At 70.2% G+C, this 18,583-nt stretch carries 17 protein-coding genes; 11 read left to right on the top strand and 6 right to left on the bottom strand.

Annotated elements, in window-relative coordinates:
• Positions 1–14: 14 nt before the first annotated feature.
• The 4 genes from AC1PK7_RS00495 to AC1PK7_RS00480 all read left to right on the top strand — a co-directional run bounded on the left by AC1PK7_RS00495 (position 15) and on the right by AC1PK7_RS00480 (position 4,121).
• On the top strand, positions 15–1,085 hold the full coding sequence (locus AC1PK7_RS00495; protein WP_481099503.1) for a sensor histidine kinase: 1,071 nt from the start codon (positions 15–17) through the stop codon (positions 1,083–1,085).
• Complete coding sequence (locus AC1PK7_RS00490) at positions 1,082–1,702, top strand: response regulator transcription factor (RefSeq protein WP_481099502.1); 621 nt, start codon at positions 1,082–1,084, stop codon at positions 1,700–1,702. The genes AC1PK7_RS00495 and AC1PK7_RS00490 overlap by 4 nt, the downstream gene beginning before the upstream one ends.
• Before the next feature lie 248 nt (positions 1,703–1,950).
• Entirely contained in the window at positions 1,951–3,393 is a 1,443-nt protein-coding gene (locus tag AC1PK7_RS00485) for an amino acid permease (protein WP_481099501.1), read from the top strand.
• Positions 3,390–4,121, top strand: coding sequence for a DUF6882 domain-containing protein (locus tag AC1PK7_RS00480; protein ID WP_481099500.1), 732 nt, complete (start codon positions 3,390–3,392; stop codon positions 4,119–4,121). The genes AC1PK7_RS00485 and AC1PK7_RS00480 overlap by 4 nt, the downstream gene beginning before the upstream one ends.
• A gap of 45 nt (positions 4,122–4,166) precedes the next feature.
• Here AC1PK7_RS00480 and AC1PK7_RS00475 read toward each other — a convergent pair whose 3' ends face one another.
• From AC1PK7_RS00475 to AC1PK7_RS00465, 3 genes are all read right to left on the bottom strand, one after another.
• Positions 4,167–4,568, bottom strand: a complete 402-nt coding sequence (locus tag AC1PK7_RS00475) for a DUF2628 domain-containing protein (RefSeq protein WP_371180758.1) — start codon at positions 4,566–4,568, stop codon at positions 4,167–4,169.
• Between the two features lie 443 nt (positions 4,569–5,011).
• Positions 5,012–6,169, bottom strand: coding sequence for a glycerate kinase (locus AC1PK7_RS00470; RefSeq protein WP_481099499.1), 1,158 nt, complete (start codon positions 6,167–6,169; stop codon positions 5,012–5,014).
• Between the two features lie 87 nt (positions 6,170–6,256).
• Positions 6,257–7,438, bottom strand: coding sequence for a class I SAM-dependent rRNA methyltransferase (locus tag AC1PK7_RS00465; RefSeq protein WP_152180921.1), 1,182 nt, complete (start codon positions 7,436–7,438; stop codon positions 6,257–6,259).
• 258 nt (positions 7,439–7,696) lie between these two features.
• On the opposite strand from AC1PK7_RS00465, the gene AC1PK7_RS00460 reads away from it, so the two are divergent.
• The 5 genes from AC1PK7_RS00460 (at position 7,697) to AC1PK7_RS00440 (ending at position 12,915) form a co-directional block, all read left to right on the top strand.
• On the top strand, positions 7,697–8,650 hold the full coding sequence (locus AC1PK7_RS00460; protein WP_017913055.1) for a TerC family protein: 954 nt from the start codon (positions 7,697–7,699) through the stop codon (positions 8,648–8,650).
• A gap of 102 nt (positions 8,651–8,752) precedes the next feature.
• Positions 8,753–9,535, top strand: coding sequence for a rhomboid family intramembrane serine protease (locus AC1PK7_RS00455; protein WP_481099498.1), 783 nt, complete (start codon positions 8,753–8,755; stop codon positions 9,533–9,535).
• Positions 9,536–9,731: 196 nt separating this feature from the next.
• Positions 9,732–10,562, top strand: coding sequence for an acid phosphatase (locus tag AC1PK7_RS00450; RefSeq protein WP_481099497.1), 831 nt, complete (start codon positions 9,732–9,734; stop codon positions 10,560–10,562).
• A 104-nt stretch (positions 10,563–10,666) separates the two neighbouring features.
• Positions 10,667–11,680, top strand: a complete 1,014-nt coding sequence (locus tag AC1PK7_RS00445; protein ID WP_481099496.1) for a TIGR00266 family protein — start codon at positions 10,667–10,669, stop codon at positions 11,678–11,680.
• A gap of 200 nt (positions 11,681–11,880) precedes the next feature.
• Positions 11,881–12,915 carry a patatin-like phospholipase family protein gene (locus tag AC1PK7_RS00440; protein WP_481099495.1) on the top strand — a complete coding sequence of 345 codons (1,035 nt, stop codon included), beginning with the start codon at positions 11,881–11,883 and terminating at the stop codon, positions 12,913–12,915.
• Between the two features lie 101 nt (positions 12,916–13,016).
• Here the strand turns inward: AC1PK7_RS00440 and AC1PK7_RS00435 are convergent, their stop codons facing one another.
• Together AC1PK7_RS00435 and AC1PK7_RS00430 are read right to left on the bottom strand one after the other, a co-directional pair.
• Positions 13,017–15,224 carry a TonB-dependent siderophore receptor gene (locus AC1PK7_RS00435; protein ID WP_481099494.1) on the bottom strand — a complete coding sequence of 736 codons (2,208 nt, stop codon included), beginning with the start codon at positions 15,222–15,224 and terminating at the stop codon, positions 13,017–13,019.
• A 233-nt stretch (positions 15,225–15,457) separates the two neighbouring features.
• Positions 15,458–15,937, bottom strand: coding sequence for an Lrp/AsnC family transcriptional regulator (locus tag AC1PK7_RS00430; RefSeq protein WP_010343045.1), 480 nt, complete (start codon positions 15,935–15,937; stop codon positions 15,458–15,460).
• A 127-nt stretch (positions 15,938–16,064) separates the two neighbouring features.
• Here AC1PK7_RS00430 and phhA point away from each other — a divergent pair, with 127 nt between their 5' ends.
• Both phhA and AC1PK7_RS00420 read left to right on the top strand, forming a co-directional pair.
• The gene (phhA, locus tag AC1PK7_RS00425; RefSeq protein ID WP_481099493.1) at positions 16,065–16,955 is read left to right on the top strand and encodes a phenylalanine 4-monooxygenase; all 891 of its coding nucleotides are present in this window, start codon (positions 16,065–16,067) and stop codon (positions 16,953–16,955) included.
• Positions 16,956–17,209: 254 nt separating this feature from the next.
• Positions 17,210–17,728: a hypothetical protein gene (locus AC1PK7_RS00420; protein WP_010343052.1), complete on the top strand. Its 519-nt coding sequence runs from the start codon at positions 17,210–17,212 to the stop codon at positions 17,726–17,728.
• An 81-nt stretch (positions 17,729–17,809) separates the two neighbouring features.
• On the opposite strand, the gene AC1PK7_RS00415 is transcribed toward AC1PK7_RS00420, so the two are convergent.
• Positions 17,810–18,466 (bottom strand): RpiB/LacA/LacB family sugar-phosphate isomerase, encoded by a 657-nt coding sequence (locus AC1PK7_RS00415; RefSeq protein ID WP_481099492.1) that lies wholly within the window; start codon positions 18,464–18,466, stop codon positions 17,810–17,812.
• Positions 18,467–18,583: the final 117 nt, after the last annotated feature.

Raw genomic sequence — 18,583 nt, 5'->3', positions numbered from 1 at the left:
ATGCCACGCCGCCGATGATCGCCTGGTTCAAGCCGCTGCCGCCGCACCGCCGCCTGCTCGGCCTGGCCGCGCTGGGCCTGGCGCTGGGCGCGATCTTCGTCGCCGACACGGTCACCGACTACGCGGTGGCGGCGGCGCTGTTCTACACCGTGGCGATCCTCGGCGCGGTGCGGCTGCTGGCACCGGCCGGACTCGGCGTACTGGCCGGCATCTGCGTGGTGCTGGTCGTGCTCAGCTTCCATCTCACGCATGCCGGGGCCTACCACGTCGGCGTGATCAACTCGGCGATCAGCATCGTGGTGGTGGCGGTGACCGCCTCCATCGCGGTGCGCATGGAGCGCGCCAAGGCCGCCGCGCACGCGGCGCAGGCACAGTTGCTGCGGCTGGCGCGGGTGCGCAGCCTGGGCAGCCTCACCGCCTCGATCGCGCACGAGGTCAACCAGCCGCTGGCGGCCATCGTCACCAGCGGCAACGCCTGTCAGCGCTGGCTCGACCAGCAGCCGCCGAACCTGGACAAGGCGCGAGCGGCGCTGGCACGCATCCTCGCCGACGCCGAGCGCGCCGGCGAGGTGATCGCACGGGTGCGCAGCCTGACCCGCGGCGAGGCGCCGCAACAGCGCGCCTTCGATCTCAACGCTGCGGTCAACGAGGTGCTGGCGCTGTCGCAGGGCGAACTGGAGCGCAGCGCGGTCAGCGTGCACACCGAACTGTCGGCGCTGCTGCCGCCGGTATCGGCCGACCCGGTGCAGATCCAGCAGGTGATCGGCAACCTGCTGCTCAATGCGATCGAGGCGATGGCCGCCACGCCGCCGGCACAGCGGACGCTGCGCATCGTCACCGAACGCGACGACGCACGCTCGGTGCGGCTGAGCGTGGCCGACAGCGGCGAAGGCCTGTCCGCGCAAGCGCAGGCGCACCTGTTCGATGCGTTCTGGACCACCAAGCAGGGCGGCATCGGCATCGGCCTGAGCATCAGCCGCAGCATCGTCGAGGCCGGCGGCGGCCGCATCTGGGCCGAACCGGGGCGACCGTGCGGCGCGGTGTTCCACGTGTGCCTGCCCACCGCCAACGGAGTGCGGCCATGACCACCGACACGACCGCCCGCCCGGTGGTGTACCTGATCGACGACGACGCCTCGATCCGCGCCGCGCTGGAAGACCTGTTCGCCTCGGTGGATCTGCAGGTGCACGCCTTCGCCTCGACCCGCGACTTCCTGGCGCATCCGCGCGCCGACGCGCCGAGCTGCCTGGTGCTGGACATCCGCATGCCCGGGCAGAGCGGCATGGACTTCCACCGCACCATGCACGAGGCCGGGCTGGCGCTGCCGACCATCTTCATCACCGGCCATGGCGACATCCCGATGAGCGTGGAGGCGATGAAGAACGGCGCGATCGAGTTCCTCACCAAGCCGTTCCGCGACCAGGACCTGCTCGATGCGATCGGCCAGGGCATCGCCCGCGACCGCGCGCGCCGCGCCGCCGAGGCCGCGCAGGCCGAACTGCAGGCACGCTGGGCGCGGCTCAGCGCCGGCGAACGCGAGGTGGTGGAACTGGTGGTGCAGGGCCTGCTCAACAAGCAGGTGGCGGCGCGACTGCAGCTCAGCGAGATCACGGTGAAGGTGCGCCGCGGCAATGCGATGCGCAAGCTCGAGGTCGGCTCGCTGGCGGAGCTGGTGCGGCTGGCGGAGCGGCTGGGTCGGTAGAACACGTCCTGACGCACAGGTATTCGGTAGGAGCGGCTTCAGCCGCGACAGGCGTCATCGGGAACGCCCGTCGCGGCTGAAGCCGCTCCTACGCGACAGAGAGATACAGCGGTCTCCGCGCGATAAAGCCGGACACCGCTTCGCATCGACCCGCACAAGCGCCGTGCCATACCGCGCCACAGGCATAGCTTTGCTGCACTGCATTCGGCGACACTGCCGGGCTTGTCACTTCCGCACCCGAGGCCCGCATGTCGTTCCTGTTCCGGCGCAAGTCGCTCGACCTGGTCACCGTCCACGAGGCCGGTCGCCGGCTGGTGCCCTCGCTGAGCTGGCCGCATCTGGTGGCGCTGGGCATCGGCGCGATCGTCGGCACCGGCATCTACACCCTGATCGGGGTCGGCGCGCAACTGGCCGGGCCGGCGGTGCTGGTGTCGTTCGCGGTGGCCGGGGCGATCTGCGCCTGCGCGGCGCTGGCCTATGCGGAGATGGCGACGATGATGCCGGCCGCCGGCAGCGCCTATACCTACAGCTACGTCGCGCTTGGCGAGGCGATCGCCTGGGTGGTGGGCTGGAGCCTGATCCTGGAGTACTCGCTGGTGGTCAGCACGGTGGCGGTGGGCTGGTCGGGCTATTTCGTTGGCTTCCTGCACTGGGCCAGCGCGCAAAGCGGCATGGATCTGAATCTGCCGGCGGCGCTCACTGCCGGGCCGCACGCCGGCGGCATCGTCAACCTGCCGGCGGTGTTGATCACCTTCGCCGTGGCCGGCCTGCTGATGGCCGGCACCAAGGAGAGCGCCACCCTCAACGCGGTGCTGGTGGTACTGAAGCTGATCGCCCTGGGCATCTTCGTGGCGGTGGCGCTGCCGGCGTTCCAGAGCGCCAACCTGCACCCGTTCATGCCCTACGGTTTCCCCAAGACGGTCGGCGCCGACGGCGTCGCGCACGGGGTGATGGCGGCGGCGGCGATCATCTTCTTCGCCTTCTACGGCTTCGATGCGATTTCCACCGCCGCCGAGGAAACCAAGAACCCCAAGCGCGACCTGGCCATCGGCATCGTCGGCTCGATGATCGGCTGTACCCTGATCTACATCCTGGTGGCGCTGGCCGCGGTCGGTGCGATGCGCTACGACGTGTTTGGTGCCAGCGCCGAGCCGCTGGCGCTGATTCTGCGCGAGCTAGGCCACGGCAAGGCGGCGGCGGCGATCGGCGTGGTCGCGGTGATCGCACTGCCGACCGTGCTGCTGGCGTTCCTGTACGGGCAGAGCCGGATCTTCTTCGTGATGTCGCGCGACGGCCTGCTGCCGCGCGGGCTGTCCAAGGTCAACGCGCGCACCGGCACGCCGGTGGCGACCACCCTGTTCACCGCGGCGCTGGTGGCGGCGCTGGCCGGCGTGGCGCGGCTGGACGAGATCGCCGCGCTGGCCAATGCCGGCACCCTGGCCGCCTTCATCGCCGTGGCCGCCTGCATGCTGGTCCTGCGCCGCCGCGAACCCGGCCGCGCCCGCACCTTCCGCACGCCGCTGGCGTGGCTGGTCGGGCCGCTGGCGATCGGCGGCTGCCTGTACCTGTTCTGGAGCCTGCCGCACACCACGCAGATCTGGTTCGGGCTGTGGAACGCGCTGGGCGTGGTCGCCTACCTGCTGTATGGCCGCCGCAACAGCCTGCTGCAGCGCGCGCAGACCCCGCGATGAGTCCGGCATTCCGGGCGGCGCTGGCACGCCACATCGGCAGTGCCTATGCCCGCCAACTGGCGCTGGCCGACGTGCTGGCCGATCGTCGCTGGCAGGTGGACCTGGGCGAAGGCCGGGTGCACTTCGGCGAGGATCTGTCGTTTCCGTTGCAGTTGCTGGGCACGGCCGCCGAGGCCAGCGCCAGTTGGCTGTGGGCTTGGGCCAACACCGCCAGCAACCTGCCGCCGGCCCTGCTGACCGACGCGATCGCGCTACGCGCGTACGGCGAGCGCGAAGGCATCGAAGAGTTAGTCGAACCATCCTCGGCAGTGGGCGCGGACGCCGGCCACCACATCGCCCTGCTCGCCGGCGCCCTGCGTGGGCGCTGCTACTACCGCGCGCCGTACGATGGCGGCGCCCTGTTCTTCCTGCTCGAGGACGTGCCGGCCGCAGTCTTCGCGCCTTGCGACGACGCCCGCGTGCTGCGTCTGCTCGGCGAATTGCCGATGCAGTTCGAACTCGACCACCGGGCCATGACCGACGGCTTTCTGGCCGACCAGGGCTTTGCGCTGCAGCGCGAACCCGCGCAGACCGTGGCGACCCGCGGCAACACCCGCATCGTCCTGGCGTTCGATGCGCAGGAGCGACTGACCGGCGTGCAGGGGCAACTGGCCGCGGCGCAGGCAACCGCCGCGGCGATCACGCCGAAGCCGGCGCCTGCCTGGCAGTTCTGGAAGCGCAGGCGCTGACTGACGTGGCGGCGCGGCGCATGCTCGCGCCGCCACACCCGGCCATTACCACCAACGCACGCCTTCGAACGGGTTCCAGCTGACGCTGCCCTTGCGCTGGTCCAGGTAGTAGGCGTAGTTGGCGGCCATGCCGACCAGCAGCGAGTAGGCGATGCCCAGGCCGCGGCCGAGCGCGTCGGGCAGGAACGCCGCGACGATGCCCAGCACCAGCGAGATGCCGATCAGCCCCAGCGCCTTGCGCCACATGCCGAGGACGAAGAAGTAGATGAAGCCGAAGAACAGGGCGAAGAAGTTCATGTTGATCTTCAACCGCTCCATGAACGGCAGCGCCTTGAACGCGGCCTTGTACTCGGGCGTGGAGGGGGCGCCATGGCGGTCGAAGAAGTCGAAGCGGAACTGCCACTTGGGGCTGAGCGGGGCGCGTTGCGGGAGATTGGGGGTTTCCATGGCGGAAGCATCCGTGTTGTAAACGTTTTCAGTTTACCTGAATGGGGCGGCGTGCGCCAAATAGGCGCGGCCTGTAGCACCCGTTTGGTGCGGGGAAGGGAGTGGGGATTGGGGATTTTGGGATTGGCGAAAGCGGACCCCGGCGCGGACCCATGCCTGGCCTTGGGATGGGTTCCTTCCCCCGCATTGCGACAACTGCCGGTTCACCGCGTCGGGACTGAAGTCCCTCCCACACGGCTTGCCTGCGCGTGACGCATCCGCTGGCGGGTGCCCATGTGTGGGAGCGGCTTCAGCCGCGACGCGCTGAGCAGCGGCCTCGCGGGATCCTGCGGCAAGCACACGTCATCGCGTCGGGACTGAAGTCCCTCCCACAGGGGCTGACGTATCGCGAACCAACGCCGCGGCTTGCAGTGCGCCGCAAGCCGAACCAGCGGAACGGGCTGCTATTGCGTCCGGGAGACGCCCAGGCGCTGGCCCAGCGCGATCGCGGCAGCCACGTTGCGTGCCGCCGCGCGCAGGGCATCCGCGGCGTCGGCCAGGGCCGCCTCGCGGGTGGAGATCCGCTGCACCGCGCCGAACAACGCGTCGATCCCCTGCGCATGCAGATCCGCCGCGCCGTCGCCCAGGCCGCCGGCGATGGCCAGCACCGGCACGCCGTGGCGCCGCGCGATGCGGGCGATCCCCACCGGTACCTTGCCCTGCGCGCTCTGCCCGTCCAGGCGGCCCTCGCCGGTGACCAGCAGATCGGCGCCGGCCAGCTGCGCTTCCAGCCCCAGCGCCTGCGCGACGATCTCCACCCCCGGCCGCAGGCGCGCGCCGAAGAAGGCGACCAAGGCCGCGCCGATGCCGCCGCCGGCGCCCGCTCCGGGGAGTTGCGCCACCGCCACGCCCAGGGTGCGTTCGATCACCTCGGCGTAGTGCTGCAAGCCGGCGTCGAGCTGGGCGACCATCGCTGGCGTAGCGCCCTTCTGCGGCCCAAACACCGCCGAGGCGCCGGTCGGCCCGGTCAGCGGATTGTCGACATCGCAGGCGACCTCGATGGTGCAGTCGCGCAGTCGCGGGTCCAGCTCGTCCAGGTCGATGCGCGCCAGCGCGCCCAGCGCCGCGCCGCCGGCGGCCAGGTCGCGGCCGTGCGCGTCCAGCAGGCGGGCGCCCAGGGCCTGCACCATGCCGGCGCCGCCGTCGTTGCTGGCGCTGCCGCCGATGCCGATCAGCAGCCGGCGCGCGCCGGCATCCAGCGCAGCCAGGATCAGTTCGCCGACGCCGCGGGTGCCGGTCAGGCATGGGTCGCGCCGTTGCGGCGGCACCAGCATCAGCCCGCTGGCCGCGGCCATCTCGATCAGCGCAGTGTCGCCGTCCTCGCTCAACCCGAACTGCGCCGCCACCGGTTCACCCAGCGGCCCGGTCACCGTGCAGGCGACCCGGCGTCCACCGCCAGCGGCGACCAGCGCGTCCACGGTGCCCTCGCCGCCATCGGCGAACGGCAGCAGCACGTACTGTGCGTCCGGGAACACGCTGCGGAAGCCGGCCGCGATCTGCGCCGCGGCCTGCGCCGCCGACAGGCTTTCCTTGAACGCGTCCGGGGCGATGACGATCTTCATGCAGCGGCGGCGGCGAGCGCCGGCCGGCGCGCCCGGATCAGGCCGTCACGCAGGCATCGCGGTTCGGCCTGGCGCATGCGCGGCGCGCTAGTCCAGCACGCGGCAGAACACCGCCTTGAGGTAGCGCGACTCCTGCACGTGGGCCATGAACGGGTGGTCGGCGCCGGCGCCGGCCACCTTCAGGATCTGGATGGTGCGGCCGGAGAAGTAGGCGGCGCGGCGCAGCATGTCCAGGAACTCGTGCTCGGCGACCAGGCCGGTGCAGGAGAAGGTGGCGAACAGGCCGCCCGGGGCGACCACGCCCAGCGCCAGCTTGTTCATGTCCAGGTACTTCTTCAGCGCCGGGATCACCTGGTCGCGGTCGCGGGTCATCTTGGCCGGGTCCAGGATCACCACGTCGTACTGGTCGCCGCGGGCGGCGGCGTCGCGCAGGTACGGGAAGATGTCGGCCTGCACGAACTTGGGCCGCACGTCGTTGAGGCGGGCATTGCCCTTGGCGATCTCGATCACGTCCTCGTCGATGTCCACACCGACCACCTCGGTGGCGCCGCGGACCTTGGCGTAGACCGCGAAGCCGCCGGTGTTGCAGCACAGGTCGAGCACGCGCTTGCCCTCCACCTGCTGGCTCAGCCACTGCCGGTTCTCGCGCTGGTCGGCGAAGAAGCCGGTCTTGTGCGCGCCGGCCGGATCGGCGCGGAAGCGCACGCCGTATTCGCTGATGATCGCCGGCTCCGGGCGCTCTCCGCTGCTGGACACCGGCCGGTAGTCGAAGCTCTCCTGCTTCTGCACGTGCTCCTCGGCGAAGCTGTAGAAGCGCGCGCCGGGGAACTGCGCGCGCAGCGCGGCGTAGATCCACTCGCGGTGGCGGAACATGCCGGCGCTGAAGAATTCCACCACCAGCAGGTCGCCGTAGCGATCCACCACCAGCCCAGACAGCCCGTCGCCCTCGGCATGCACCACGCGCCAGGCGTCGCTGACCGCGTCCAGCTTGAGCACGTCACGGCGCAGCGACACCGCCTCGGCGATCTTGCGCGCGAACCACGATTCGTCGACCGCGATGTCGGGGTGGGTCTCGAGGATGCGCACGGCGATGCGCGAGTGGCCGTTGTAGAAGCCGCGGCCGATCCAGTCGCCATCCACCCCGACCACGTCCACCAGCGCGCCCGGCTTGGGCCTGGCGGCGGGTTTTTCGACCAGTTTCTGGAAGATCCAAGGATGGCTGGAGCGCCAGGCGTTCTTGAGGCGGACTACGGGCAGGGGACTATTCATGAACGCCATTGTAGCCGCCCCGATTGACGGCACCGCCGGCAGCCGCAAGAATGCCCGCAGAAGGGGAGTAGCTCCCGACGTTGTCGCCGTCAATTCGAGCCCGCGGGCTCCGGTGCAACGGCAACCGGTCCGCCGGTTGCGAGCGAGACCTTCGCCGCAGTGGCGAAGGCACCCTCTGGACGACATCCGTCGTCTCCGTCCGGAACGCCTCCGCCGCCGCGGCCCCAAGGTTCCCTGTTCACTGACGGAAGATTCCCAATGGAAACGATAGGCAACGTGTGGTTGTGGAGCGGTTTCGCGATCGTGGTGGTCGTGGCGCTGCTGGCGGACCTGGTGCTGATGCGCCACGGCGGTCCGCACAAGGTCACCTTCAAGGAAGCGCTGTGGTGGAGCATCGGCTGGATCGCGCTGGCGCTGGCGTTCAACGCGGGCCTGTGGTGGTACCTGCGCGAGACCATCGACGTGGCCACCGGCAACCGCCTGGGGCTTGAGTTCCTGACCGGCTACCTGGTCGAGAAGTCGCTGGCGGTCGACAACATCTTCGTGTTCCTGATGATCATGAGCTACTTCGCCGTGCCGGAGGAGCAGCGCCAGCGCGTGCTGGTGATCGGCGTGCTCGGCGCGATCGTGCTGCGCGCGGTGATGATCTTCGCCGGCTCGGTGCTGCTGACCAAGTTCCACTGGCTGCTGTACGTGTTCGGCGCGTTCCTGCTGCTGACCGGCATCAAGATGTGGTTCTCCGCGGGCAAGGAGCCCGACCTGGAAGCCAACCCGGTGCTGCGCTTCATGCGCAAGCATCTGCGCCTGACCCCGCAGTACCACGGCAACGCGCTGAGCGTGACCCAGGAAGGCAAGCGCTGGTTCACCCCGCTGTTCGCGGTGCTGATGCTGATCGCGATCACCGACGTGATCTTCGCGGTGGACAGCATCCCGGCGATCTTCGCGATCACCACCGACCCGTTCATCGTGCTGACCTCCAACGTGTTCGCGGTGCTGGGCCTGCGCGCGATGTTCTTCCTGCTCGCGGGCATGGCCGACCGCTTCCACCTGCTGCCCTACGGCCTGGCGATCGTGCTGGTGTTCATCGGCACCAAGATGCTGATCATCGACCTGTACAAGATCCCGGTGCTGGTGTCGCTGCTGGCGGTGGCGGTGGTGATCGGCGCCACCGTGGTGCTGAGCCTGCTGCGCCCGGCCAAGCCGGCGCACTGACCCGGCACCTGTGCCGCGGCCACGGATTGTCCCGCGGCCGCGGCCAGTCCCTCCCACCGGCGGCGCCTTGCCTTGGACGCCCGGCGCCGCCATCCAGGGAGCATGGACACCTCTTCGCTCCCCTCGCCCACGCCCGAGCCCGATACGCAGGGCCGCTTCGACCGCGCACGGATCCTGCGCGCGTTCAATGTCAGCCTGGCCTTCGTGGCGGTGCTGGTGGCGGTGTTCGCCAGCCAGGGCCTGTTCGACTGGCGGCCCTGGGCGGTGGCACCGCACACGGCCGCCGGCCTGCTCGGCGTGCTCACCGCACCGCTGCTGCACGGCTCGCTCGAGCATCTGGGGGCCAATGCCGGCGCCCTGCTGATCCTGGGCACCCTGGCCGGCAGCGTGTATCCGCGCGCCACCCTGGCCGGGCTGCCCTTGCTGTGGCTGGGCTCGGGCCTGGGCGCCTGGTGGCTGGGCGATCCCGGCAGCCATCACCTGGGCGCCAGCGGCGTCGCCCACGGCCTGCTGTTCCTGGTGTTCGTACTGGCCTTGCTGCGCCGCGACCGTGCCGCGATCGCCGCCAGCATGATCGCCTTCCTGTTCTACGGCGGCATGCTGGTGACGGTGCTGCCGCACGAGGACGGGGTGTCGTGGCAATCGCACCTGGGCGGCGCGGTGGGCGGGGTGGTCGCGGCGCTGCTGCTGCGCCACCGCGATCCGCTGCCGCCGCGCAAGCGCTACAGCTGGGAGGACGAGGAAGACACCGACGACCTCCTCGTCGCCGACGACGAACTGGAACCGCCAGCGCCGACCCAGGTGCCGGTGCTGTGGCAGCCGCCGCAGGCGCCGCGCGGGGTCGTGCTGCGCTTCCCGCCGCGCGGGGAGCGTGACGGGGGCTGAGGCGGGCAAAGGCCATGCCGGCCATACGTCCGTCGGCATCCGTAGGAGCGGCTTCAGCCGCGACGCCTTCCCGGGAACGCCCGTCGCGGCTGAAGCCGCTCCTACAGCGGTCGCGCGCCGCGGCATGTCGCCACGGGCGACCCGTCACTGCGCCGCGCCGTACACTGACCGGTCCGCCATCGCTGTCCGAGTTCGCATGTCCGTGTCGCCCGCCTGCCGTGTCCGCTCCGCCGCCGCCGTGCTGGCACTCGCCCTGGCCGCCTGCAGCGGCCCCGCGCTGCGTGCGCCGGCACCTGTCCCGGCCAAGGCGGTGGGCTATCTGCCGGCCACCGCGGTGCCGGACAGCCTGCAGCTGCTACCGGCGCCCCCGGCGGCCGGCTCACCGGGCGAGGCCTTGGACCTGGCGGTCAACCGCGAGGCGCTGGCCCTGCGCGGCAGCGCGCGCTGGCAGCAGGCCGCGCGCGATGCCGATCTGAGTTTCCCGACCGGCGCCGGTCAGTTCGCCTGCGCGCTGGGCGTGGCGATCGACGCGCAGCACACCCCGCACCTGTACACCCTGCTGGAGCGCAGCCGCATCGACGCCAGCGCCGCCACCAAGGCGGCAAAGCGCCAGTACCAGCGCGCGCGGCCGTTCCTGCGCAACCAGCAGGCGGTGTGCACCCCGGGCGATCTGGACGACCTGCGCCAGAGCGGCTCGTATCCGTCGGGACACAGCGCCATCGGCTGGGCCTGGGCGCTGACCCTGAGCGAGATCGCGCCCGAGCGCGCCGATGCGCTGATCGCGCGCGGCCGCAACTACGGCGAAAGCCGGCTGGTGTGCAACGTGCACTGGCAGAGCGACGTGCTCGCCGGCCGGTTCATTGGCGCGGCCACGGTGGCGCGGTTGCACGACGACCCGGCTTTCCGTGCCGACCTGGCCGCGGCCCGCGGCGAGATCGCCGCCGCACGCGCGGCCGGGCGCGTGCCGGCCGGCGACTGCGCCGCGGAGGCCGGCGCCCTGCAGGTGCGGCCGGCCAGCGCGTTGTAGGCACGGCGTTCGGCCGCCTGCACCGCCCCCTGCCTTTGGGCAGATGCGAACGGTCCGGGGCGGCAGGCTAGACTCGCGCGACTTCCCGCCAAGGACCTGCACCCATGACCCAGTGGTATTTCCTGACCGGCAGCGAACAGACCCGCTCCGGCCCGTTCGACGATGCCGACGCGGTCGCCTTCGCCCGCAACAACCCCACTGCGCTGGCCTGGTGCCAGGGCCAGAGCGGCTGGCTGCCGGTGGCGCAGATCGCCGCGCTGCAGGGCGGCGCGTCCTTCCTGCCGCCGGGCCTGCCACCGCCGCCCGCCGCCGGCGGCCGCGCCGACGAAATCGACTACCGCATCGTCGGCCACGAAATGCAGTTCGTGGAGATCGAGCTGGACCCGGGCGAGAGCGCGGTGGCCGAGGCCGGCGCACTGATGTTCAAGGACGCGGCGGTGCAGATGGACACCGTGTTCGGCGACGGTTCCGGCGCCAACCAGGGCGGGCTGATGGGCAAGCTGCTGTCGGCCGGTAAGCGACTGGTCACCGGCGAGAGCCTGTTCACCACCGTGTTCACCCACCAGGGCCAGGGCAAGGCCAAGGTCGCCTTCGCCGCGCCCTACCCCGGCACGGTGCTGGCGATGAAGCTGGACCAGCACGGCGGCCGCCTGATCTGCCAGAAGGACAGCTTCCTGGCCGGCGCGCGCGGGGTGTCGCTGGGCATCCACTTCCAGCGCAAGATCATGACCGGCCTGTTCGGCGGCGAAGGCTTCATCATGCAGAAGCTGGAGGGCGACGGTTGGGTGTTCGTGCACGCCGGCGGCTGCGTGGTCGAGCGCGAACTGGCCGCCGGCGAGCGGCTGGACGTGGACACCGGCTGCGTGGTCGCGTTCCACGCCTCGGTGGACATGGACGTGCGCCCGGTCACCGGCATCAAGAGCATGTTCTTCGGCGGCGAAGGCATGTTCCTGGCCACCCTCACCGGCCCCGGCAAGGTCTGGCTGCAGTCGCTGCCGTTCTCGCGCCTGGCCGGACGCATGCTCGCCGCCGCACCGCAGGGCGGCGGGCAGAACCGCGGCGAAGGCTCGGTGCTGGGCGACTTCGGCCGGATCCTGGACGGCGACAACAGGTTCTAAGACGGCATGCTCAGCCCCTCTCCCCCCGGGAGAGGGGTTGGGGTGAGGGTCCGGGGCGCGAAGCGCCTCGCAGACTCGACCTCCGCGCCGTCACTGAAGCGCCCGGACCACCCCCGCATGACCTCCAGTCGTGGGCGGTGCAGGAGGATGCCGCTATGCTCGCGCCGGCTCCTTCCTCTTTTCCTTTCCGCGACGCTTCCATGACCGTGTTCCGTTCCCCGCGCCTGCTGCTGTCCCTGTCCTTGTTCGGCCTGCTTGCCGCCTGCGGCGGCGAACCCAAGCCGGCCCCGCCGGCCCGGGTGGTGACCGGACCGGCGCCGCTACCTGCGCCGGCGGCCAAGCCGCTGCGCATCGGCATCGCCCTGGGCGGCGGTGCGGCCAAGGGCTTCGCCCACATCGGCGTGATCAAGATGCTGCAGGCCAACGGCCTGGAGCCGACGGTGGTGTCCGGCACCAGCGCCGGCAGCGTGGTCGGCGCGCTGTACGCCAGCGGCATGGACGCGTTCCAGATGCAGCAGGCGGCGGTGGCGCTGGACGAAAGCAGCATCCGCGACATGCGCCTGTTCTCCGGCGGCCTGGTGCAGGGCCAGGCGCTGCAGGACTACGTCAACGCCCAGCTCAAGGGCAAGCCGATCGAGAAGCTTGCCAAGCCGTTCGCCGCGGTCGCCACGCGGCTGGAAGACGGCGAGCGCACCGTGTTCGTGCGCGGCAACGCCGGCCAGGCGGTGCGCGCGTCCAGCAGCATCCCAGGCGTGTTCGAACCGGTGACCATCGGCAAGTTCCACTACGTGGACGGCGGCGTGGTCAGCCCGGTGCCGGTGGATGCGGCGCGCCAGCTCGGCGCCGATTTCGTCATCGCCGTGGACATCTCCAGCAAGGCCAGCGGCAAGAACCCGGGCAGCATGCTCGGCACCGTCAACCAGTCGATCGCGATCATGGGCCAGCGCCTGGGCCAGCAGGAACTGGGCCGTGCCGACATCGTGATCCGGCCCAAGGTCAACGACATCGGCGCCGCCGACTTCGCCCAGCGCAACGCCGCGATCCTGGAAGGCGAGAAGGCCGCACTGGCGGCGATGCCGCAGATCAAGGCCAAGCTGGCGCAACTGCAGCAGCAGCGCAGCGACGCCGCCGCCGCGGCGGCAAAGGCCGCGCAACCGGCGCCGCCGCCGTGCGAACCGCAGTCGCGGCTGGGCCGCCTGCTGCGCCGCGACGATCCCTGCAAGCCCAAGGACTGAGGCGTCGCCCCCCTCTCCCACCGGGAGAGGGGCCGGGGGTGAGGGTGCGACCGCTAGCGCCAGTTCCTACCAGGCGCAGTCCCACCGGCACCCACCGCCACTCAGTACCGCCAGCGCAGCGTGAAACTCACGAACCGCGGCTCGCCGTAGTTCTGGTAATCCAGGTTGGCCCAGTACTTCTTGTTCAGTGCGTTGGTCACCGCCAGGGTCGCGGTCCACTGCGAGCTGAGCTGGTAGTTGGCGTTGAAGTGCACCAGCGCGTACGGATCCTGCACCACGGTGACCGGGCGCGTGGCAGCGCTGCCGTCGCCGACCGGGCGCTGGATGTTGTAGCCGCGCACCGCGCTCTGCCAGCTCACGCCGCCGCCCAGGCTCAGGCGCTGCCAGGCGCCGGGCAGGCGCACCTGGGTGGACAGCTGCAGGTAGTCTTCCGGCAGGTTGGCGTAGATCGCGTCGGTCGGCGCGCGGGTGACCTTGGCGCGGGTGTAGCCGGCGTTGAGCGTCCAGCCCGGGCGCAGTTCGCCGTTGTATTCCACTTCCCAGCCGCGGCTCTTGGTGCCGTCGACGCCGATGTAGGCCGAACTGCCGTCGGGCAGCGAGGCTTCCGGCTGGGTCATGTCGCGCACCGCGTAGTTGTCCTGCCTGGCCTCGAACACCGCCGCGCTGAGCAGCGCGCGGCCATCGGCCAGTTGCGCCTTGATGCCCGCTTCCAGGTTGGAGCCCTGCACCGGCGCCAGCAGGTTGTTGTCCTTGTCCTTGTAGTTCTGCGGATTGAAGATCTCGGTGTAGCTGGCGTAGGTGGAGATGGCCGGGGTGATGTCGTAGACCAGGCCGACGTAGGGCGTGACCTCGTCGCTGACCCGGTAGCGGCCGCTGGTGCCGGTGTAGCTGCCGTCGGCGGCGAAGGCCTGGGTGCGGGTCTGCCAGGAACTCAGGCGCGCGCCGGCGATCAACGACAGCGGCTCGGCCAGGCGCAGCCGGGTGGAGGCATACACGCCGCGCTGGGTGGTGCGTGCCTCGCGCCGCGCACCGGTGCGGGTGGTGGTGATCTGGCCCACGTCGCCGCGCCAGTCGTAGACGTTGGGGATGTAGTAGCAGCGCTCGCGGCCGCAGGTGGTCCAGTCGCCCGGATAGCGCAGCGCCAGGGTCGGCGTGGTCGACTGCAGATCCTGCCAGCTGCCGCCGATCACCACGTCGTGGTCGCGGCCGAACAGCGGGAACGTGCCGGACAGGTACACGTCCAGGCCGTCGCGGGTGTCGGTGGTCCGACCGGCGGCCGCGCGCAGGTAGATGCCGCTGCCGTCGCGCTTGGGATAGCCGCTGCCGTACACGCGCAGGTTGTTGACCTCGCCTTCGGTGCGCGCCAGGTTGACCTTCAGCAGCCAGTTCTCGCCGAAGCGCTGTTCCAGGTTGGCGAAGGTGGTGTGGGTGTTGCGCTGCCAGCGCGTCCACTTCGGCGCCAGGTTGGTGGACGTGGGCAGGTCGGCGTACGCACCGTCGGCGAAGAAGTACGGCACCGTGCCCCAGGTCGCGCCGACCGGGTCGTTGTCCTGGCGCTGGTAGCCGACGGTGACCGTGGTGGTGTCGGTCAGGTCGCCCTCCAGCACCGCCATGCCGGACATCTTCTGGTCGCTGTAGTGGTCGTAGTAGTAGCCACGGTCCTGCCAGGCGGCGACGAAGCGGCTGCGGAAGCGGCCGTCGGCGGTCAGTGGCGCGGTGACGTCGGCCTGGGTGCGGCGGAAGTCCCAGGTGCCGAGCGAGGCCGCGAACGCGGCATCAAAGGTCTTGCCCGGACGCTTGCGCAGCAGGTTGACCGTGGCCGAGGGAATGCCGGCGCCGCTGAGCAGGCCGTTGGCGCCGCGGATCACCTCGACGCGGTCGTAGAAGACCATGTCGTATTCCTGGTTGGTGGAACCGCTGTAGGTGGGCAGGCCGTCGACCTGGAAGTCGGTGATCTGGAAGCCGCGCGCGAAGTACAGCGGGCGCTGGGTGTCGTAGAAGGAGACGTTGACGCCGGTGACATTGCGCATCACGTCGTTGATGCTGAACAGCGATTCCTCCTCCAGCCGCTGCTGGCCCAGCACGCTCACCGACTGCGGCGTCTCCTGCAGCGTCAGCGGCAGACGGGTGGTGGTGGACGGCTGCGCGCGGCTCGGGCTGCCGCTGACCTCCACCTTGTCCAGCGTGGTCGGCTGCACATCGGCCGAGTCAGCGGCCTCGGCGTCGGCGGCGAGCAGCGGTGCCGAGGCGGCGGAGAGCGCGGACAGCACGGCGAGGGACAGCAGGCGGCGTGGAGCGGAGGAAAGCATGGATCGATCTCGCGAAGTTGGGGCACGGGGCGACACGGTCGCGCCGCGGGTGGCAGGAAAAGGACAGGCGCAGCCGCACCCCACGGCGGGGAACCGGCGTGGCTGGCCCGGCAGGGCTGGCGGAGGGGCTGTGGCCGTGGATGGCCGTCGCAGAACGCAAATGTAAATCGTTAGCAACAACTTAACAAGGGTTGCCATGCGCCGACACGCGGCGGCACATCCGCGTCGTGCCGCTAGCCGCGCGGCAGCGGCAGGCCGGCGAAGTCCTTGACCGTGCGCAGCACGAAGCTGGAATTGACGTCGGCAACGCCGGCGGCATTGAGCAACTTGTCCAGCAGGAACGCGGAGAAGTGCGCCAGATCGCGGACGTAGACGTGCAGCAGGTAGTCCATGTCGCCGGTCAGCGCGTGGCAGGCGACCACCTCGTCCCAGCCCTGCACGCTGTCGGCGAAATGGGCGATGCCGCTCTGCCCGTGCTTTTCCAACTGCACGCGGACGAAGGCCTGCAGGCCCAGGCCGATCGCCGCCGGCACCAACCGCGCGGCGTAGCCGGCGACCACGCCCTCGGCTTCCAGCCGCTGCACCCGGCGCAGGCAGGCCGAGGGCGACAGGTTCACCTGCGCGGCCAGCTCGGCGTTGCTGGCACGGCCTTCCCGCTGCAGCAGGGCGAGCAGGCGCAGGTCGGTACGGTCGAAGGTCGGCGATCCGGTCATTTATTGCTCTGCAACATGGCATCTACGCAACAATCTTGCGCGCATCGCGCGGAACGGCGCAACTTCGCAAGCCCATTGCGCGGCTGCACGCCTACCATCGTGGCTATTCCTTTCCGGAGCGTCGACCATGGACACCGCACCGCGCCGCGTCGAACACCAGCAGACCGACAAGGGCTACGTGCCGGTCTACACCACGTCGGTGGTGACCCAGCCATGGGAGAGCTACAGCGCCGACGACCATGCCACCTGGGGCACGCTGTACGCGCGCCAGCGCGAGCTGCTGGTCGGCCGCGCCTGCGACGAATTCCTGCAGGCGCAGGACGCGATGGGCATGACGCCGCAGGCGATCCCGCGCTTCGACGACCTCAACGCGGTGCTGCAGGCGACCACGGGCTGGACGCTGGTCGGCGTCGAAGGGCTGCTGCCGGAACTGGATTTCTTCGACCATCTGGCCAACCGCCGCTTCCCGGTGACCTGGTGGATCCGCCGTCCCGAGCAGATCGACTACATCGCCGAGCCGGACCTGTTCCACGACCTGTTCGGCCACGTGCCGCTGCTGATGAACCCGCTGTTCGCCGACTACATGCAGGCCTATGGCCGCGGCGGGGTGAAGGCACACGCGATCGGCCCGGACGCGCTGCAGAACCTGACCCGGCTGTACTGGTACACGGTGGAGTTCGGCTTGATCGACACCCCGGACGGCCTGCGCATCTACGGCGCCGGCATCGTCTCGTCCAAGGGCGAATCGCTGTACTCGCTGGAATCGGATGCGCCCAACCGCATCGGCTTCGACCTGCAGCGGATCATGCGCACCCGCTACCGCATCGACACCTACCAGAAGACCTACTTCGTCATCGACAGCTTCGAACAATTGATGCAGGCGACCGCGCCGGACTTCACTCCGATCTATGCGGCACTGGCCGACCAGGCGCATCTGCCGGCGGGCCAGGTGCAGGCGCAGGACCGCGTGTTCCATGCCGGCAGCGGCGAAGGCTGGGCGGACGGCGGCGACGTGTGAGGTAGGCACGCGCGTCGCAAGCGCGCGTTGCATCCGCCTCCCAAGCTCGTGCGGCGCGGATGCCCGAGCGCGGCCGGTCCTGCGCATCGGTCTGCGCGCCCCGGCAAATCGGATTCGGCCCGATCCCGCGCCCTGCACGCCGAACCTACGCTGCACGGCGAGCGACATCGGTGCGTCACGACGCGGCCACCACGGAGATCCGGGCGCTCCCGCGCCACGTTCGTGCGCGGTCCTGCGCGTCGGGAGACTTCATCATGCTCATCTATGTCGGCCTGGACGGCGATCAAGCGGATCAGCGCGGCGCCAAGCTGAAGGCCCTGCAATCCCACTTCGGCGAAACCCAGTCGCATGCCTTGACCCTGCTCGATGCGACGTCGCTGTCGCCCAGCAACAAGACGCGCGGCAAGCGCCTGGTGATCAATTCGCACGGCAACGTCAACGTCTTTGCCGGGCTGACGCCGGAGGCGTTCCTGCAGCAACTGTTGAACAAGGGGCTGGGCAAGGACTCGTTCGAGGAGATCGTGCTGATGGCGTGCCAGGTCGGCGCGCAGAGCCAGACCAACTCCATCGCCAACAACTTCGCCAAGGACCTGAAGCGACTGCTGGTTGGCCACGGCATCCTTGCCAAACTCTACGCGCCGCGCGGCACCCTGACCTATGTCGTGCACACCGAGCAGAAGCTGGGCCAGACGTTCTACGTGGTAGACAGCATGCATATCGCCTGCCCGGAGCGGAACTATCCGCTGGCCGAAGGCCTGCTGTTGGTGCAGTAAGACCGTATGCAAAACGCCCCGCGGGTGCGGGGCGTTTTGCGAACAGCACCTGGGCGCGCCCGCCCGGGCGTCTGCGCGACCTCAGGCCGCCGCAGCCTCGGCCTTGCCCAGCACGCCGGCGACGAAGGCGCGCAGCTCGGCGTCCTTGGCGTTGTCGAAGAAGCACTGCTGGAAACGTGCGCCGCCCACGGCCTGCTTGACCAGTTCCGGGTCCAGCGCGCGCAGGCCGTCCAGGTAGGACTTGGCCAGGGCCTGCTTGACCTGGGTCAGGATGCCGGCGTTGGCCTGCTGCGATTCGCGGCGCTCGGCCGGGTAGCCCATGCCGCGCTCGCCACTGAAGGCCTTCTCGAAGATGTAGCGCACGTTGATCTCCGCGCCCCAGCCGTAGCCCTTGGCGAAGGCCAGCGCCAGCGCGTTGCCGTTGTTGACCTGGGCGAACAGGTAGGCGTCGGTCGGCTCGATGCAGTAGCCGCAGAACACGCCCGGGTGCGCGTTGAGCGACATCATCGCGCCCTGGCCGGTGCCGCAGCCGGCGACCACGAAGTCCACCGCACCGGCGTTGAGCAGCAGGCCGGCGCAGATGCCCAGGTGGATGTAGGTCAGGCGGTGGTCGGCGTCGCCGTCCATGCCGACGTTGAACACGCTGTGGCCCTGGGCGGCGGCGACGTCGTTGAGCTGCTGCAGGATCACCGGGTTCTTGGCGGCCTGGCTGAACTCGTTCATTAGGGCGATTTTCATGGGGGTCCTTTGGGGTGGGGGATTGGGTGATGGGGGCAGGTTGGGCGGAACATGGGTCGGCGGCTGACGTACCCTCATCCGCCCTTACGGGCACCTTCCCCCAAAAAGGGGGCCGAG

This window comes from Xanthomonas sp. NCPPB 3174, assembly GCF_056725205.1.
The sequence above is the reverse complement of the archived record's forward strand: the minus strand, read 5'-3'. Positions and strand labels throughout refer to the sequence as shown.

Bases quoted from the DNA above. Each gene is read 5' to 3' on its own strand.
- AC1PK7_RS00460 (WP_017913055.1), top strand. From the start codon at position 7,697: ATGGAAACGATAGGCAACGTGTGGTTGTGGAGCGGTTTCGCGATCGTG.
- AC1PK7_RS00455 (WP_481099498.1), top strand. From the start codon at position 8,753: ATGGACACCTCTTCGCTCCCCTCGCCCACGCCCGAGCCCGATACGCAG.
- AC1PK7_RS00495 (WP_481099503.1), top strand. From the start codon at position 15: ATGATCGCCTGGTTCAAGCCGCTGCCGCCGCACCGCCGCCTGCTCGGC.
- AC1PK7_RS00465 (WP_152180921.1), bottom strand. From the start codon at position 7,438: ATGAATAGTCCCCTGCCCGTAGTCCGCCTCAAGAACGCCTGGCGCTCC.
- AC1PK7_RS00475 (WP_371180758.1), bottom strand. From the start codon at position 4,568: ATGGAAACCCCCAATCTCCCGCAACGCGCCCCGCTCAGCCCCAAGTGG.
- phhA (WP_481099493.1), top strand. From the start codon at position 16,065: ATGGACACCGCACCGCGCCGCGTCGAACACCAGCAGACCGACAAGGGC.
- AC1PK7_RS00470 (WP_481099499.1), bottom strand. From the start codon at position 6,169: ATGAAGATCGTCATCGCCCCGGACGCGTTCAAGGAAAGCCTGTCGGCG.
- AC1PK7_RS00485 (WP_481099501.1), top strand. From the start codon at position 1,951: ATGTCGTTCCTGTTCCGGCGCAAGTCGCTCGACCTGGTCACCGTCCAC.
- AC1PK7_RS00445 (WP_481099496.1), top strand. From the start codon at position 10,667: ATGACCCAGTGGTATTTCCTGACCGGCAGCGAACAGACCCGCTCCGGC.
- AC1PK7_RS00480 (WP_481099500.1), top strand. From the start codon at position 3,390: ATGAGTCCGGCATTCCGGGCGGCGCTGGCACGCCACATCGGCAGTGCC.
- AC1PK7_RS00490 (WP_481099502.1), top strand. From the start codon at position 1,082: ATGACCACCGACACGACCGCCCGCCCGGTGGTGTACCTGATCGACGAC.
- AC1PK7_RS00430 (WP_010343045.1), bottom strand. From the start codon at position 15,937: ATGACCGGATCGCCGACCTTCGACCGTACCGACCTGCGCCTGCTCGCC.
- AC1PK7_RS00415 (WP_481099492.1), bottom strand. From the start codon at position 18,466: ATGAAAATCGCCCTAATGAACGAGTTCAGCCAGGCCGCCAAGAACCCG.
- AC1PK7_RS00440 (WP_481099495.1), top strand. From the start codon at position 11,881: ATGACCGTGTTCCGTTCCCCGCGCCTGCTGCTGTCCCTGTCCTTGTTC.
- AC1PK7_RS00450 (WP_481099497.1), top strand. From the start codon at position 9,732: ATGTCCGTGTCGCCCGCCTGCCGTGTCCGCTCCGCCGCCGCCGTGCTG.
- AC1PK7_RS00435 (WP_481099494.1), bottom strand. From the start codon at position 15,224: ATGCTTTCCTCCGCTCCACGCCGCCTGCTGTCCCTCGCCGTGCTGTCC.
- AC1PK7_RS00420 (WP_010343052.1), top strand. From the start codon at position 17,210: ATGCTCATCTATGTCGGCCTGGACGGCGATCAAGCGGATCAGCGCGGC.